Genomic DNA, 15,639 nt, shown 5'->3' with positions numbered 1-15,639 from the left:
TGGTGGTCCCGGCCGGAGACCCGGGGCGGTGGGCTCAGCCAGCCGTCGTGCGGTCACCGAGGGCGGCGCGCAGGTACGGGGCCGTCACGCCGCCCTCCGCGCGGGCGAGCTCGGCGGGCGTGCCCGCGCCCACGATCCGGCCGCCCTCGTCGCCGCCTCCCGGGCCCAGGTCGATCACCCAGTCGGCCCCGGCGACCACCGACATGTCGTGCTCCACGACCACCACGCTGCCGCCGGCGTCCACCAGCTTGTGCAACTGCCGCATCAGCACCTCCACGTCGGCCGGATGCAGTCCCGTCGTCGGCTCGTCCAGCAGATACAGGGTGTGTCCCCGTCCGGCGCGCTGCAGCTCGGTGGCCAGCTTGATCCGCTGCGCCTCACCACCCGACAGCTCCGTCGCCGGCTGTCCCAGGCGCAGGTAGCCCAGCCCGACGTCGAGCAGGGCGCCGAGGCTGCGCTCCGCTGCCGGGGTGCCGGAGAAGAACCCCGACGCCGCCTCCACCGTCAGGTCCAGGACCTCCGCGATCGTGAGCCCGCGGAGCGTGACCTCCAGGGTCCGCGGGTTGTACCGGGCACCACGGCAGTCCGGGCAGGGCGCGTACGTGCTCGGCAGGAAGAGGAGCTCGACCGAGACGAACCCCTCGCCCTGACAGGTCTCGCACCGGCCACCGGCGACGTTGAACGAGAACCTGCCGGCCCGGTACCCGCGGGCACGTGCCGTCTCCGTCCGGGCGAAGAGCTTCCGCACGACGTCGAACAGCCCTGTGTACGTGGCCAGGTTGGAGCGGGGCGTACGCCCGATCGGCTTCTGGTCGACCTGCACCAGCCGGTCCACCGCCTCCAGACCCCCGGCCGACGCGCAGCCGCGCGCCCGCGGTGCGGCGGGAGTCTCGCCCGCCTCCGCCGTCCGCCGGTCGGCGAGCACGCCCGCCAGGACCTGGCCGACCAGGGTCGACTTCCCCGACCCCGAGACCCCGGTGACGGCCGTCAGTACGCCGAGAGGGAAGGCGGCGTCGACGTCCCGCACGTTGTGCAGATCCACTCCCCGCAGCGTGATCCAGCCCGATGCCGCACGCGGCCGGCGCACCGGCGGAGGATCCTCGTCGAAGAGGAAACGTCGGGTCGCCGACGCGGCCACCCCGGAGAGATCCGCGGGAGGGCCGCTGTACAGCACCCGGCCCCCGTGCTCGCCCGCCAGCGGACCCACGTCCACCAGCCAGTCCGCCCGGCGCACCACATCCATCTGGTGCTCCACCACGAACACCGTGTTGCCCGCCTCCTTGAGGCCGCCGAGCACCCCGAGCAGGGATTCGGTGTCCGCCGGGTGGAGCCCCGCCGACGGCTCGTCCAGGACGTAGACGACGCCGAACAGACCGGACCGCAGCTGCGTGGCGAGCCGCAGGCGCTGCAGCTCGCCGGAGGACAGGGTCGGCGCGGTCCGGTCGAGGCTGAGATAGCCCAGGCCCAGCTCGGTCACCGGCTCGATCCTGGCCAGGAGGTCGGCCGTGAGCACCCGGGCGGTGCCGCTCGCCCCGCCGGCCGCCAGCAGCACCTCGGTGAGGGCGGTCAGGGGGAGGGAGACGAGGTCGGCGATCGTACGGCCCGCGAAGGTGACCGCCAAGGCCTCCGCCCGCAACCGGCTGCCGTCGCACAACGGGCACGGCGCGCTGGTCAGGAACCGCTCGGCCCTGGCCCTGAGTGCCCGGCTCCGGGAATCCGCGAAGGTGTGCATCACATAGCGGTGCGCGCTCATGTACGTACCCTGGTAAGGGCGTTGGATCCGCCCCGCGTCGCGTACCGGATGGACCGTCACCACCGGCTGCTCGTCGGTGAAGAGGATCCACTCCCGCTCCCGGGGAGGCAGCTTCCGCCAGGGCCGCTCGATGTCGTACCCCAGGGCGTCCAGGACGTCGCGCAGGTTCTTTCCCTGCCAGGCCCCCGGCCACGCCGCGATCGCGCCGTCCCGGATCGACAACGAAGGGTCGGGCACGAGCAGTTCCTCGGTGGTGCGATGGATCAGACCCAGGCCGTGGCACTCGGGACAGGCTCCGGCCGCCGTGTTCGGCGAGAACGCGTCGGAGTCGAGCCGCTCGGCGCCCGGAGGGTAGGCGCCGGCGCGGGAGAAGAGCATCCTCAGGGAGTTGGAGAGCGTGGTCACGGTGCCCACGGACGAGCGTGAACCGGGTGCGGACCGCCGTTGTTCCAGCGAGACCGCGGGTGGGAGGCCGGTGATCTCGCCGACGTCCGGTGCGCCGACCTGATGGATCAGCCGCCGGGCGTAGGGGGCGACCGACTCGAAGTAACGCCGCTGGGCCTCCGCGTAGATCGTCCCGAAGGCCAGTGAGGACTTCCCCGAACCGGAGACGCCGGTGAAGACCGTGAGCGTGTCGCGCGGGATGTCGACGTCGGCGCCGCGCAGGTTGTGCTCGCGCGCGCCGCGCACCCTGACGTACGGATCATGGGGGGTGGACACGGTACGGCTCCGGTGGATCGCAGGGCGGACAGGCAGCTGCCGGTGATCCTCCCAGGACGGGCGAGGAGCACCGGCAGCGCGGGTGAGCCACGGGCTACACCATCGGGTCCATGCCGCGGTCGTCCATGGAGCTCTCCTTCTCGCCCTGCTCCCTCAGTCGCCGGGCCTTGTCCTGGAGCCTCTGCCGCTGCTCGGGATCGGTGGCACGCTCGGCGGCCTCGCTCAGTTCCTGCGCCTTGGCGCGGAGCTGCCCGGCACGGCCGCCTGACTCACCTGCAACGCTCATGATCACTCCTGTGTTCTGTGGGGAGCGGACCCCTTCAGCGAACCAGTGGCGCGGGCGGCCTGCATCTCCTGGACGCCTCCCGGGTGGGGGCGGGAACGACGACCGGACTCCACTGCCGCCGGACGTGACCGGCCGCGCCGGTTCCGACGCCGACGGGCGGCTCGTCCGCCGTCCGGCCGCGCCGTTCAGGACTTCTCGTCGAGCCGGAAGCCGACCTTGAGCCCCACCTGGTAGTGCGCGATCCGGCCGTTCTCGATGTGCCCGCGCACCTGGGTCATCTCGAACCAGTCGAGATTGTGCAACGTTTCGGAAGCTCTTGCGACGCCGTTCCGGATGGCCGCGTCGAGGCCTTCTTCGGATGTTCCTACGATCTCGGTCACCCGGTAGGTGTGATTCGACATGAATTGTCTCCTTCCCTCGCTCCACCGTGCCTCACCCGGAGCCGCCGCGCGAGGCGTCCGGTCCCCTGACGGGGGATCTGCCGGACCTTGACCTGCGGATTGGTCCATACCAAACTCCCGGCCATACGCCCGTGCGAGCGCAGCCCGCAGCCCCCCACCCGGGTCTGTCATTTCGTCGTGCCGTTTCGCAGAAGGTGACCCCGTGAAGATCCGCATACTGGCCGGAGCCGTCGCGCTCGTTTCCTCCGTGGCGCTGAGCGGCTGCGGTCTCCTCCCCGGGATGGGCACCGACAGCAGCACGGTGACCGTGTGGCTGATGAAGGGCAGCGCCTCCCAGGACTTCCTGGACCACTTCAAGGAGTCCTACGAGGCCGAGCACCCGTCGGTCGAGCTGGAGATCGTCCTCCAGGAATGGAGCGGCATCGGCCCCAAGGTCCTGAAGGCGCTGCAGGGTGATGACGCGCCGGACGTCATCGAGGTCGGCAACACCCAGGTCGCCCAGTACGCGGAGACCGGCAAGCTGCGCGACCTCACCCTCGAGTCGATGCGCGACCTGGGCGGCGAGGACTGGCTCCCCGGGCTCGCGGAGCCGGGCAAGGTCAACGGCGGGCAGTACGGAATCCCCTGGTACGCGGCGAACCGCGTCGTGATCTACAACAAGGACCTCTTCGCGCAGGCCGGGATCACCGAACCCCCCAGGACCCGCGAGGAATGGGTCGAGATCAGCGAGAAGCTCAACGACGCCGGACAACAGGGCATCTACCTCGCCGGACAGAACTGGTACGTACTCGCCGGGTTCATCTGGGACGAGGGCGGTGAACTCGCCGACGAGGGCGGTGGCGAATGGCAGGGCGCGCTCGACTCGCCCGCCGCGCTGCGGGGCATGGAGTTCTACAAGACGCTGCAGGCGTTCGGCGACGGGCCGAAGGACGCCGACGAGCAGTCGCCGCCGGAGACGGACGTGTTCGCCGAGGGGGATGTCGCCCAGATCATCTCCGTCCCCGGCAGCGCCGCACTCATCGAGCAGCGCAACCCCGATCTGAAGGGGAAGCTCGGCTACTTCCCCATTCCCGGCAAGACCGCCCAGAAGCCGGGAGCGGTCTTCACCGGAGGATCCGACCTGATCGTCCCGGAGCGCGCGGACCACCGGGGTGAGGGCGTGGACGTCGTCAAGGCCCTGGCGGGACCCGAGTGGCAGACCGAGCTCGCGAAGGCCATGAGCTACGTGCCCAACAAGCCGGCCCTGGCGAACGTGGTCGGGGGCCAGGAGGGAACAGCCGCCATGGCCGAGGGAGCCACCCAGGGCCGCGCCACACCCAACTCGCCGTACTGGCCCGCCGTCGAGGCGGACAACCCGATCAAGCCCTACATGACCGCGGTGCTCGAGGGCGGCGACCCGGCGGAGGAGGCCAGGAAGGCGTCCGACCGCATCACCTCCAAGCTGATCACCGGCTGAGCCGCCGGCGGCCCCGGGCGGGGACGGAGATCCCCGCCCGGGGCCGGGGATTCAGCCTTCGCACATCCCTTCGCTCCGCAGTGGTCATGTCGAATCCAGCCGGTCACGGAAGAAGTAGGGGAAGAGGCCGTCGCACCCTCGCGACGGCCCGCAGCCGCCCCGCCGAACCGTCCCCGGAGACCGCCATGACCGTGCTGCCGCTCACCACCCCGCACCCCGCCTCCCCGGCCGTACCCGCGCCCCGCCCCGGCGGGACCCCGCCCGCGTACGAAGTCTCCCTGGCCACCTGCCAGGACGACGTGCGGGCCGCGCAGCGCCTGCGCCACCTCGTCTTCGCCGGCGAGCTCGGAGCCCGGCTCGACAGCACGGAACCCGGACTCGACAGCGACGCCTTCGACCCCTTCTGCGACCACCTGCTGGTGCGCGAGACGGGCACCGGGGAAGTGGTCGCCACCTACCGGCTGCTGCCGCCCGGCGGGGCCAGGCTCGCGGGCGGGCTCTACGCGGAGGGCGAGTTCGACCTCGGCCGCCTCGCCCCCATCCGCGACGACCTCGTCGAGGTGGGCAGGTCCTGCGTCCACCCCGCACACCGGGACGGTGCGGTGATCGCCCTCATCTGGGCGGGACTCGCCCGCTACATGGAGCGGACCGGCCACAACTGGCTGGCCGGGTGCTGTTCCGTCCCCCTCGCGGACGGCGGGGCACTGGCCGCCAGGAGCTGGGACACCGTACGGGCACGCCACCTGGCACCCGAGGAGTACTGGGTCACCCCCCACCGCCTCTGGGACGGCTCCGCCCACACCGGCACCCCGGCCGCGGGCCGGGCCGGGCTCCCCCCGCTGCTGCGCGGCTATCTGCGCCTCGGCGCCTGGGTGTGCGGAGCCCCCGCCCACGACCCGGACTTCGGCGTGGCCGACCTCTACGTCCTGCTCTCGATGCGCCGCACCGACCCGCGCTACCTGCGCCACTTCCTCTCACTGGCCCCGCTGCGATGAACGCCTGGTTCCCGACGTCCCCCTGCACCCCGCGCGAGTGCGCCCGCCACGAAGGCTCCGTGCGTGGCCCGCTGCCCGCCGTGGCGCTCCTGGCGGCCGGATGCGCCCTCACCGTCCTCGGGGTGCTGTGCGTCCCGCCGGTGCTCCTCCTGGCGCCCTCGGTGCGCGACCGGGTGATCCGCCGATGGGCGCACGCCGTCGTCAGGTCGTTCGGCGTCCGCGTACGGGTCACCGGGGACCCGGGGGAGCGGTCGCGCCCGCGGGCCGGGGAGCTCGTGGTCGCCAACCACGTGTCCTGGCTGGACGTTCCCCTCGTCGCGTCCGTGCTTCCCGCCCGTATGGTCGCGAAGAGCGAGATACGGCGCTGGCCCCTGCTCGGTCCCGCAGCCGCTCTGGGCGGCACGCTCTTCATCGAGCGTCACCGGCTCCTGGCCCTGCCGCACGCGGTGGCGGGGCTCACCGGAGCTCTCGCGGCTGGTTCACGCGTGGCGGTCTTCCCGCAGGGCAGCACCTGGTGCGGGCGGCGCGGCGGCGGCCGGTTCCGCCCCGCCGCGTTCCAGGCGGCGATCGACGCGGGCGCGCCGGTCCGCCCGGTCCGGATCGGATACCGGACGGACCGGGCGGACACCGCGGGAGCGGCGGCCTTCGTCGGGGACGACACCCTCGTGGCCTCACTGTGGCGCGTCGTCACCGCCGCCGGGCTCACCGCGGAGATCCGGCTCCTGCCGCCGGTGCCGGCCGGGAGTCATCCGAACCGGCGGGAGCTGGCCCGGGCGGCTCAGTCCGCCGTCGACAGGGACAGCGCGAACCTCCCGGCCGTGTCCGTCCACCACTGATCCAGCCGCAGACCCGCCGAGGCCAGCTCACCGCGGACCCTCTCCTCCCGGAACTTCGCCGAGATCTCCGTGCGCAGTTCCTCCCCCTGCTCGAACTGCACCACGAGGTCCAGCTCCCGGACCTTGACCGTCAGCGCCCGGCGGGCGCGCAGCCGCATCTCGATCCACTCGTTGTCCGCGTCCCACCTGGCCACATGGGCGAAGTCGTCCGGCACGAAGTCCGCCCCCAGTTCGCGGTTGACGACCGCCAGGACGTTCTTGTTGAACTCGGCGGTCACCCCCGCCGCGTCGTCGTACGCCGCGACGAGCGTCGCCTCGTCCTTGACCAGATCGGTGCCGAGCAGCAGCCCGTCGCCGGGGGAGAGGCGCGCCCGGACCGAACGGAGGAACTCCGCACGCTCCGGCGGGAGAAGGTTGCCCAGTGTGCCCCCGAGGAAGACCACCAGGCGGGGTCCCGGGCTCTCGGGCAGTTCCAGGGCGCGGGTGAAGTCGGCGACGAGCGCGTGCACGGAGAGCCCGGGACGCTCGGCCAGCAGTGCCTCGGCCGCTCCCGCCAGGGCGCTCTCGCTCACGTCGACCGGCACATAGGTGTCCAGGTCCGGCAGGGCGTCCAGCAGATGCCTCGTCTTCTCCGAGGACCCCGACCCCAGCTCGATCAGCGTTCTGGCCCCGGACGCCGCGGCGATCTCCCCGGCCCGCGCGACAAGGATCTCCCTCTCGGCCCGCGTCGGGTAGTACTCGTCCAGGCGGGTGATCTCCTCGAAGAGGTCGCTGCCGCGCGCGTCGTAGAACCACTTGGGGGGCAGGGTCTTCGGACTTCCGGACAGACCGCTCAGCACGTCGGCGCGGAGCGCCGCGTCGGTCGCGTCCGCGGGCAGGGTGCGGGTCAGCAGATAAGGACTCACGCGGTGTGCTCCTTGAGCGGGGTCAGCAGGACATCGGTGTGCGTCGCGGTCAGAAGGCTGCGGTCGGGGACCTCACGCCAGAGCGGATCGCCGTCGTACGGCTCCGAGGCCACCACCGTGCGCAGGCCGGGCTCGTGGAGGTACCAGAGGGAGTCGCCCCAGGTGGTCCCCACGATGGTGGTCCCGTCGGTCAGCAGCAGGTTCAACCGCGAACCGGGCGCGGCGGCGGCGACCTCGAGCACGGTGTCGGCCACCGCCTGAGCCAACTCGTCGCCCTGCTCGGTCCGCTGGAGCAGCAGTTCCCAGACCAGCGCGGAATCGCTGCGTGCGGCGAGCGAGAGCAGCCGCTCGGCGGGCAGCGTCGCGGCCGTCCGGGCCAGGGAGCCGGGCCAGCCCCGCACCGCGCCGTTGTGGCTGAAGAGGAGCCGGCCCGAGGAGAACGGCGCCGCGGCGGCCTCGCCGTCCGCCCCGGCGAACGTCGCGTCACGGACCGCGGCGAGCAGCGCGGTGCTCCTCACCACGCGGGCCAGATCGGCGAAGGTCTCGTCCCCCCAGACGGGCCCGGAGCGGCGGTAGCGGCCGGGCACGGGGTCGCCCTCCGCGTACCAGCCGACCCCGAACCCGTCGGCGTTCACAGTGCCGTTGCGCTGGTGCCGCGGCTCCCAGGACTGCCGTACGAGACCGTGCGCAGGCGTGGTGAGCACCTCGCCCAGAGCCACTGATGGCCCCAGGTAGGCGATGTGACGGCACATCAGGCGTGATCCCGAGCGGTGCGGAAGCCGGAGAAGATCTGACGCCTCACCGGCAGGTCCCAGTTGCGGAAGGTACCCCTGCAGGCCACCGCGTCCACCGCGAACGAACCCCCGCGCAGCACCTTGTGCCCGGGGCCGAAGAACACCTCGGAGTACTCGCGGTACGGGAATGCCACGAACCCGGGGTAGGGCAGGAAGTCGCTCGACGTCCACTCCCAGACATCACCGATCAACTGCCCGGCGCCCACGGGGGACCTGCCCGCCGGATACGCACCGGCGGCCGCGGGGCGCAGGTGTCGCTGGCCCAGGTTGGCCCGTTCGGGCGTCGGGTCCTCGTCGCCCCAGGGGTAGCGGCGTGAACGCCCGGAGGCGGGGTCGTGACGGGCCGCCTTCTCCCACTCGGCCTCGGTCGGCAGCCGTCGGCCGGCCCAGCGGGCGTAGGCGTCCGCTTCGTACCAGCTGACGTGGAGCACCGGCTCGTCGTCGGCCACGGGCTCGGTCACACCGAAGCGGCGCCGCAGCCACTGACCCGCGTCCCGGTGCCAGAACAGGGGCGCCTCCAGGCCGTGTTCGCGGATCATTTCCCAGCCCTCGGGAGCCCACCAGCGCGGGTCGCCGTATCCGCCGTCCTCGATGAACCGCTTGTAGGCCCCGCAGGTGACCGGGGCGGTGTCGATGTGGAACGCCGCCACCTCCCGCCGGTGCGCCGGGCGCTCGTTGTCCAGGGCCCATGGCTCGGTGGAGGTGCCCATGGTGAAGGGCCCCCCGGGTACCAGCACTTCGGCCGGCAGGCTCACGGGGTCGACGGCGACGGGTGGCTCCGGGGCGTCGAGAACCGCCGGCCCCTTCCGCAGCTGATGAGTGATCAGCATGGTCTCGTCATGCTGCTGTTCGTGCTGGGCGATCATCCCGAAGGCGAAACCGGCGTGCTCCAGCGGGCGGCCTCCCGCGTCCAGCGAGGCGCCGCCGAGGATGTCGAGTGCGCGCCCCCGTACCTCGGCGGCGTAGGTGCGGGCCTCCGCCGGCGCCAGCAGCGGCAGGGACGGGCGGCTCGCCCTGGAGTGCTCGAAGGCGTCGTACAGTCCGTCGATCTCGGGACGCAGGGCATCGAGGCCGCCGACCGCCCGCAGCAGCCACAGCTCCTCCTGGTTGCCGATGTGCGCGAGGTCCCACACCAGTGGAGACATCAGGGGGGAGTGCTGTGCGGTGAGGTCGTGGTCGTCGACGCTGTCGGTCAGCAGGGCGGTGCGCTCCCGCGCCGCGAGGAGCGCGCTCAGCGCGCGCACGCGGAGCGCTTCCGGCTCGGGCGCGGCGCCGTCGTACGTTGCGGAGGAGGTGTGAGTCATCGGACCGAGCCCTTTCCGTGCGGGAGCTGTTCCGGGTCGGGAAGATCGTCTGCCGGACATCGGCCACGGGCCACGTAGCGTTCGTCGAACGCGGCCACCGTGCCGATGACATGGTCGTCGGCACCCATCCTGGGGAGCGCGTCGAGCGCGGTGGCGAAGCAGAGGGCCGCCACCGAGGCGAGCTCCGGGTCGCTCAGCCCGTCACGGGCGGCGGCCGTCCACAGGGGATTGCGTGGCGCGGCCGCCCGGCCCGCCGTCTCGGCCAGCGGCTTCACCGCGCGGTACACGGTCTCCGCGGCCTCCGGGTCGTCGAACAGCGCGGTCGTGACGGCGAGCGGCACGAGCCAGCCGTCGGCGCCCGACTGCGCGTCGATCATGCGGAGCTCCAGGTGGCCGCGCGGACGCAGCGGAGGGAACAGCGTGGTCAGGTGGTAGTCGAGATCGGCCCTGACCGGTGGCCTCGGACCACCGCCGCGGATCCAGTCGCGGAACGTCAGCCCCTCCGGGACGGCCCAGGGGCCGTCGTCGCAGCGGACGCACATCACGGGAGTGTCGAGCACATGGCCGGCCCAGGCATCCCGGGGTGCCGGTCCGGTCCGGGGCGCGAGCGACCTGGCCGGATCCAGATCCGCCCACAAAGCCTGCCGGCTCGACTTCCAGCCGGTGCGCCGGCCCTCGCGGAACGGCGAGTTGGCGAACACAGCCACCAGCACCGCGCCCAGCAGGTGGCCGAGCTGCCAGCGGCGCGCGTAACCCAGCGGCCCGGGCTCCTCCTCGCCCGCGTCCAGACAGACCTGTACGGAGGCCGAGGTGCACATCATGGCCCGGCCCGCCTGCCCCGAGCGGTCGAGCGCCGCCTCCATCGCGTCGTAGCGCGGCTCCCGCAGCAGCCGGCGCGGGCGCTGCCACGGGTCGACGCCCAGACCCGCCAGCGCGAGGCCCTCCCGGTCGACGGTGCGCCGTACGGAGGCGAGATCCGCCGCCGTGGCGGTCAAGCACTCCATCAGGGACCCCGCCGGCTGCGAGCTGAGCTCGAGCTGGCCTCCCGGTTCGAAGGTCAGGGCGGCGTCGAGCGATGTCGCGCGCACCGCGTCGGCGGCCGCGCGTAGCCGGTCGTGCGAGACAGCGGCCTCGGGGTGTTCACGGTCGTGAATGAGCCATTCCAGCTCCACGCCGACCGTACGAGGCGGTCCCGTCTTGAAACATATGCCGCGGATCAGATCCTCCGCCTCCTCCTCGCCGAGGGGCGCGGCACCGACAGGCGGGCCGTTCTGGCCGAGAGCGTCAGGGGGCATGCTGGGCCTCCTTCAGGGATGCTTAGTTCCCACCCAAACCCTTACCGGGAGTTCGCACAAGGGTGCCCCTGTGCGACGGAAAACCGGTTGCGTCCATGCCGCCATGACATCCAGCATGCCCCGTATGCACCACAAGGGGACGTGTCCGTGAGCGCGCGACCGCGCTTTCGCGTCCGTGACCGCACGACTGCCCGGAATCGCGCTTGAGACGGGGGCGATCGTCCGGGCGGGCGGCCACCGCACCACGCTGGGCTTCCGCCGGCCGAACGGTCTTCCCCCCAGGCCTTCTCCGGTCAGCGCCAGCCGTAGCGCTCCCGCAGGCGCCCCACCACCAGATCGAACCTGTCGCGGTCCAGCGCGCAAGCCTCGCGCCGCATCCCGTCCTCGTGGACCCTCAGCACCCGGTCCAGGTCCACCCAGGACGGGCGTCCCGAACTGTCCCACGGCCCGGCACCCAGGGCGACCCACTCGTGGTCCCGGTCGTGCTGCTTGCTGGACAGCTGTACGGCCAGGAGGGTGCCCTCCTCCTCCCGGGCCACGACCAGGACCGGACGGTCCTTGCCGCGGCCGTCGTTCTCCTCGAACGCAAGGCGGGTTTCCCCGTGGCTCGGTGCGCCCCCTTTGACCTGCCCGTTCGCCCATGTCGAGATGGGAATCAGGAGACGGGGTTCGCCGGGGTTTCACCAACCGACCCCGCCCTACCAGGGCGTTCGCGGCAGGGCCGCAGGCGGGGAACTGCCGGGGAGCCGGAGCGCGATTCGCCCCCTGAGCTAATGTGGACTCCACACGCCCCAAGGAGGCGCAGCTCGATCCCCCGGATGCTCATGGTCTGGGCGGCCCGCCTGCGATTCCAAGGGGTTCTTTCATGTCGTATAGCAGCTCTGTATACCGCCTCCACCCAGCCATCCTCACGCTGACCTGCGCAGATGTCTGTATACGCCACCTCCGAGCCAGCGGCGCACCCGAGTCGCACCCGACCCGCACCCGGGTTGAACCCGACCGAAACCCGACCCGAATTCATGCTTCTACCTGCGTGAACCCGGAGAACCCGACCTACGACCGAAGTAATTGGTCCGGGAGAAAAGGTGGAAGAGGGCCTGTAAGGCGTTCCAGGAGCGTAGTAGACGCACCATAGGCCGCTAACCCGGGTGCGCCGGGTTCACGCAGGTAGGAGGCCTGATTGCGATCGGGTCTGAGTCGGGTGCGAATTGGGTCTGCGTGTCGAGACCGGCCCCTTTTCACCGTTCCTCCATATCGCATCTCGACATTCCCGCATCTCCATTGTCGTGTCGAGAATGCGAATTATCCCATTCGAACGCCTGTGCGAGCGAAAGTCGGCCGGGTAAGGGATACTTAGGGGGACGGCGCATCCGACACGGAAAGGCACACTCATGGCCATTGGGAGGCCCTCAAAGGGCATCGATGCCATGCCGGAAGTTCGCACGAATGTAGACAGCGAAATTGCGGCGGAGTTCAGGGCGTATGCCCGGCAGCGCAACGTCTCGGTTCGCACGGTTCTGCGCGAGGCCCTTTACGAGGTGGCCCGTGAGCGCTTCGGCGTGGACGTGGGACCGGCACCAACAGCCGCATCTGTCCAGAAATGACAACAGCCCCGGTCGCCACAACCGGGGCCGCAGAGAAAGGAATCGCGTTGTCGGATTCCATGATACCTGAAGGCGCGCCCAAGCGCCGGAAGGCAAAGAAGGCTGCCATCGAGAGCAAGCTGACTGGTAAATATCGCTACGTCAGCACCTCCAACAAGCTGATGTATGAGGTGCGCAAGTTCGAGCCGGGCAAGAACGGGCGCAAGAAGGACTTCGTGCCGGGCATTCCGATGGGTGGAGTGTTCCAGCCGGGCAAGCCCGAAGGTGTGGACGACCTCATATACAACGCGCACGATGTCGCTAAGGCTGTCCGTACGGGCAACGCCTCCACGGTTCTCTACGACGTCGAGGGCGAGAAGGACGCCGACCGGCTCAAGGGGCTGGGATATGTCGCCTTCACCACGCAGGGCGGCGCTGAGAACTGGCAGGAATCCAGTCAGCAGTATGTGGCGGGCTTCAAGGGCACCGTCATCATCGTGCCAGACGAGGACCAGGCCGGATATCGACTCGCCGCGCGCAAGCTCAAGGCGTACGAGGAGATGGGCATTCGGGCGATGATCTGCGCCGTGCCCGAGGGCAAGGACATCTCGGATCACGTCGGCGTCCACCGGCGCACCGTGGACAAGCTCGACCACCTCACTCGCGAAGACGTCGAGGCGCGCATAGCGAATCCCTATCTGGAGCGCGTAAAGCGGGCTCTGGCGCTCGCCGGGCATCCGGTTGAGAACGGCATGGCCCAGTGCCCCACGCACGACGACAACAGCCCATCGCTGTCTGTCGGCCAGGGCGACGACCAGTCCGTGACGATGTTCTGCCACGGCGACCGCGCGGGGTGCACCTACGAAGGCGTATTGGAGTTCCTGAAGATCCCACAGGGCGAGATCAAGAAGCTCAAGGAGCAGGAGGAGGCCGAGAAGGCACGCATCGCCAACTCGTGCCCCGAGCCGACCGATCCGATGGCTGTGGCGCGGTACATCAGGGGCGAGTTCATGCTCGCCGGGGTTCCCAACATCCTGTACTGGCGCGGGGATTGGTATCGCTGGGACGGCTCGCTCTGGCGCGAGTTCGCCAAGTCGGACTTCCGCGCGATGCTGTACATGCGCATGGAGAACGAGACGTTCATCAAGTACGACTCGGAGGGCAAGCCGCGCCGCGTTCGCTGGGCTCCTACGGCCAGCCGGATCAACAACCTGATGGACGCATGCGAGGCGATCTACAAGCGCGCCGACGGCCGCGAGCCGATGACGCGGGAAGACGGCAGCCGGGCGAAGGTGGTCCCCTTCCAGAATGGCGTTTACGACATCGTGGGACTGGGGTTCACGGAGCCGAATCCGGACCTGTTCAATCTCTACGCTCTGGATTTCGACTACAAGCCGTCGGCGGAATGCCCGGTGTGGATGGAGAAGCTGAAGGAGTGGTTCAACGGGGATGACGAGTCCATTCGGCTGCTGCGCGAGTGGATGGCATATCTGATCGTTGGCGAGACGCGCCTTCAGAAGATCATGTCGATCATCGGTCCTCGCCGTTCCGGCAAGGGAACCATCGGCCGCGTCATGGAACGTCTCATGACCGAGCACGCCACGGCTGGACCCTCGCTGCACGACCTGGCAGAGCTGTTCGGCCGCCAAGAGCTGATCGGCAAGTCCCTTGCTCTTGTGGCGGATTCGCGCTTCGAGGCCAACAGGGCCGACCGGTCCAAGGTGATCGACTTCCTGTTGCGCGTCTCGGGTGAGGACCCGGTCCAGATTCCGCGCAAGAACCGCGAGGCGTGGAAGGGCAAAATGGGGATTCGGTTCACAATCCTGTCCAACGACCTGATTCGGCTTGGCGACTCCTCCAACGCCATGACGAGCCGGTTCATGGTGCTCAACACGCCCAACTCGTATGAGGGCAAGGAAGACCCCAAGCTCTCGGACAAGCTATACGCCGAGCTGTCCGGCATCTTCAACTGGGCGATCGAGGCGTGGGACGAGCTCGACGAGCGAGGTGCATTCCTCATGCCGGCCGCGAGCGGTGAATTCGTGGAGGCGATGTTTGCTGCTGACTCGCCCGAGAAGGCGTTCCTCATCGATGCGTGCGAATTCGGACTTGCAGCCGAACACCACTGCGCCAAGGACGACTTCTGGTCTCAGTGGGTCCAGTACTGCGAGAAGTCCAAGAACAGCGCGGGCACGTACAACGACATGCTGCGCCGGTTCACGCCGGTCATCAAGGAGTACAGCCCCACCTTCAAGGCCGGACGCAAGGGGCGCGGCACCGAGCGCTATCACGCGTTCTTCGGCGTCAGCCTCAAGGTGCAGCCCGGCGAAAACGGCAAGTTCAACCTCAAGCAGGAGTCCAAGTGAGCCAGACGTTCTACTGGTGGTGCATCCGGAATCGCGAATTCGTGGAGTCGCGCGTTTCCTGCGCCGACGACTTCATGGGCGACATGCTGAACGACAGCAAGTTCCCCCGGTGTCGCGATTACGCCTCGATGTTCCGACACCTGAACCGCAAGGACGCGTGTGCGGGTGCACTCGAAGCCTTCATCGGCATGTACCGGCTGTACGCCGACGAACACCTCAAGGACGCCGCCAAGGACGGCCCTTGCACCGCCCCGCAGTACGACTGCCAGGATTCCGGGCCCGTGGTCGGCGACGAACAGCAGCCCTGCGACATGTGCCGCGCGGCCGTGGCCGAGGAAGTCAACCTCTATCAGGAGTCCAACTGATGGATATCAGCAACCAGATCCCATATTCCAAGGCTCTCGGTATGGACATCGCCGAGCTTGTCCGCGCGGCTCGCAAGGCTGGATATCGAGGCGGACGGAATCTGTCCGATGACCCCGGCTGGAAGCCCCTCTTCATGGACATGTACGACCGGGGTTACATCCTGCCGGACCCTTCCGGAGTCAACATCCGCCCCGTGTCGGCTCGGAACGTGCCCGTCCCCTCCGGGAGCGATGACGTGTGGGCGCTCGCGGAGGATCTCGCCGCCGAAGACGCCATCGCATGCAACGGCCTCGCTCTCGTCTACGCACAGCCAGGGATGGGCAAAGACGACCTCTATCTCGCCGTCCGAGCGTTCGACAGCTACAACGCCTGGGCTCGATATCACAAGCACCTCAAGACGTTTGCCTCCATGAGGATCGCGGCTATTTCCGACGTGATGCAGATAGAGCGGAATCTCTTCGAGGAGTTCCCCGACGGCAACGAGGTCTTCCAGCCCGAGACCGGCCGTTCGGCCCTCGTCGGCCGATCCATCCGCCGCCCTGAGGCGTAAACCGTCCTAGCTGGCCGCGTAACGAGCGA

General features: G+C 69.8%; 14 protein-coding genes and 1 pseudogene. 7 read left to right on the top strand and 8 right to left on the bottom strand.

All coding sequences use genetic code 11. The features are described 5' to 3' along the window. Positions 1-34 precede the first annotated feature (34 nt). The 3 genes from ACFXOA_RS15145 to ACFXOA_RS15135 all read right to left on the bottom strand — a co-directional run bounded on the left by ACFXOA_RS15145 (position 35) and on the right by ACFXOA_RS15135 (position 3,160). Positions 35-2,473: an ABC transporter gene (locus ACFXOA_RS15145; protein WP_385027257.1), complete on the bottom strand. Its 2,439-nt coding sequence runs from the start codon at positions 2,471-2,473 to the stop codon at positions 35-37. Positions 2,474-2,567: 94 nt separating this feature from the next. Beyond that, positions 2,568-2,759, bottom strand: a complete 192-nt coding sequence (locus ACFXOA_RS15140) for a DUF6381 family protein (protein ID WP_385027254.1) — start codon at positions 2,757-2,759, stop codon at positions 2,568-2,570. Between the two features lie 185 nt (positions 2,760-2,944). Then, entirely contained in the window at positions 2,945-3,160 is a 216-nt protein-coding gene (locus tag ACFXOA_RS15135; protein ID WP_362553039.1) for a dodecin, read from the bottom strand. A gap of 202 nt (positions 3,161-3,362) precedes the next feature. On the opposite strand from ACFXOA_RS15135, the gene ACFXOA_RS15130 reads away from it, so the two are divergent. From ACFXOA_RS15130 to ACFXOA_RS15120, 3 genes are all read left to right on the top strand, one after another. Then, positions 3,363-4,616, top strand: a complete 1,254-nt coding sequence (locus ACFXOA_RS15130) for an extracellular solute-binding protein (RefSeq protein ID WP_385027250.1) — start codon at positions 3,363-3,365, stop codon at positions 4,614-4,616. A 185-nt stretch (positions 4,617-4,801) separates the two neighbouring features. Then, positions 4,802-5,611, top strand: a complete 810-nt coding sequence (locus tag ACFXOA_RS15125; protein ID WP_385027247.1) for a GNAT family N-acetyltransferase — start codon at positions 4,802-4,804, stop codon at positions 5,609-5,611. After that, complete coding sequence (locus tag ACFXOA_RS15120) at positions 5,608-6,447, top strand: lysophospholipid acyltransferase family protein (protein WP_385027244.1); 840 nt, start codon at positions 5,608-5,610, stop codon at positions 6,445-6,447. The genes ACFXOA_RS15125 and ACFXOA_RS15120 overlap by 4 nt, the downstream gene beginning before the upstream one ends. On the opposite strand, the gene egtD is transcribed toward ACFXOA_RS15120, so the two are convergent. From egtD to ACFXOA_RS15095, 5 genes and pseudogenes are all read right to left on the bottom strand, one after another. Further along, positions 6,390-7,352 (bottom strand): L-histidine N(alpha)-methyltransferase, encoded by a 963-nt coding sequence (gene egtD, locus ACFXOA_RS15115; RefSeq protein WP_385027242.1) that lies wholly within the window; start codon positions 7,350-7,352, stop codon positions 6,390-6,392. The genes ACFXOA_RS15120 and egtD overlap by 58 nt on opposite strands. Then, positions 7,349-8,104, bottom strand: coding sequence for an ergothioneine biosynthesis protein EgtC (egtC, locus tag ACFXOA_RS15110; protein ID WP_385027239.1), 756 nt, complete (start codon positions 8,102-8,104; stop codon positions 7,349-7,351). The genes egtD and egtC overlap by 4 nt, the downstream gene beginning before the upstream one ends. Further along, entirely contained in the window at positions 8,104-9,450 is a 1,347-nt protein-coding gene (egtB, locus tag ACFXOA_RS15105; protein WP_385027236.1) for an ergothioneine biosynthesis protein EgtB, read from the bottom strand. Before egtB ends, egtC begins: the two co-directional genes overlap by 1 nt. Next, positions 9,447-10,745: an ergothioneine biosynthesis glutamate--cysteine ligase EgtA gene (egtA, locus tag ACFXOA_RS15100; RefSeq protein ID WP_385027233.1), complete on the bottom strand. Its 1,299-nt coding sequence runs from the start codon at positions 10,743-10,745 to the stop codon at positions 9,447-9,449. The genes egtB and egtA overlap by 4 nt, the downstream gene beginning before the upstream one ends. Before the next feature lie 293 nt (positions 10,746-11,038). After that, positions 11,039-11,472, bottom strand: a pseudogene (locus ACFXOA_RS15095) (type II toxin-antitoxin system PemK/MazF family toxin). 664 nt (positions 11,473-12,136) lie between these two features. Between ACFXOA_RS15095 and ACFXOA_RS15090 the strand changes: the two are divergent. Genes ACFXOA_RS15090 through ACFXOA_RS15075 form a run of 4 tightly spaced genes read left to right on the top strand, consistent with a single transcriptional unit; the run spans position 12,137 to position 15,610 of the window. Next, positions 12,137-12,349, top strand: coding sequence for a hypothetical protein (locus ACFXOA_RS15090; protein WP_385027230.1), 213 nt, complete (start codon positions 12,137-12,139; stop codon positions 12,347-12,349). 47 nt (positions 12,350-12,396) lie between these two features. Next, positions 12,397-14,694: a phage/plasmid primase, P4 family gene (locus ACFXOA_RS15085; protein ID WP_385027227.1), complete on the top strand. Its 2,298-nt coding sequence runs from the start codon at positions 12,397-12,399 to the stop codon at positions 14,692-14,694. Continuing rightward, the gene (locus ACFXOA_RS15080) at positions 14,691-15,059 is read left to right on the top strand and encodes a hypothetical protein (RefSeq protein WP_385027224.1); all 369 of its coding nucleotides are present in this window, start codon (positions 14,691-14,693) and stop codon (positions 15,057-15,059) included. Before ACFXOA_RS15085 ends, ACFXOA_RS15080 begins: the two co-directional genes overlap by 4 nt. Further along, the gene (locus ACFXOA_RS15075; protein WP_385027221.1) at positions 15,059-15,610 is read left to right on the top strand and encodes a hypothetical protein; all 552 of its coding nucleotides are present in this window, start codon (positions 15,059-15,061) and stop codon (positions 15,608-15,610) included. Before ACFXOA_RS15080 ends, ACFXOA_RS15075 begins: the two co-directional genes overlap by 1 nt. The last annotated feature ends 29 nt before the right edge of the window (positions 15,611-15,639 follow it).

The sequence above is a fragment of the Streptomyces sp. NPDC059166 genome, from assembly GCF_042755185.1.
GTDB lineage: Bacteria > Actinomycetota > Actinomycetes > Streptomycetales > Streptomycetaceae > Streptomyces.
This window is presented reverse-complemented; position numbering and strand designations above follow the sequence as displayed.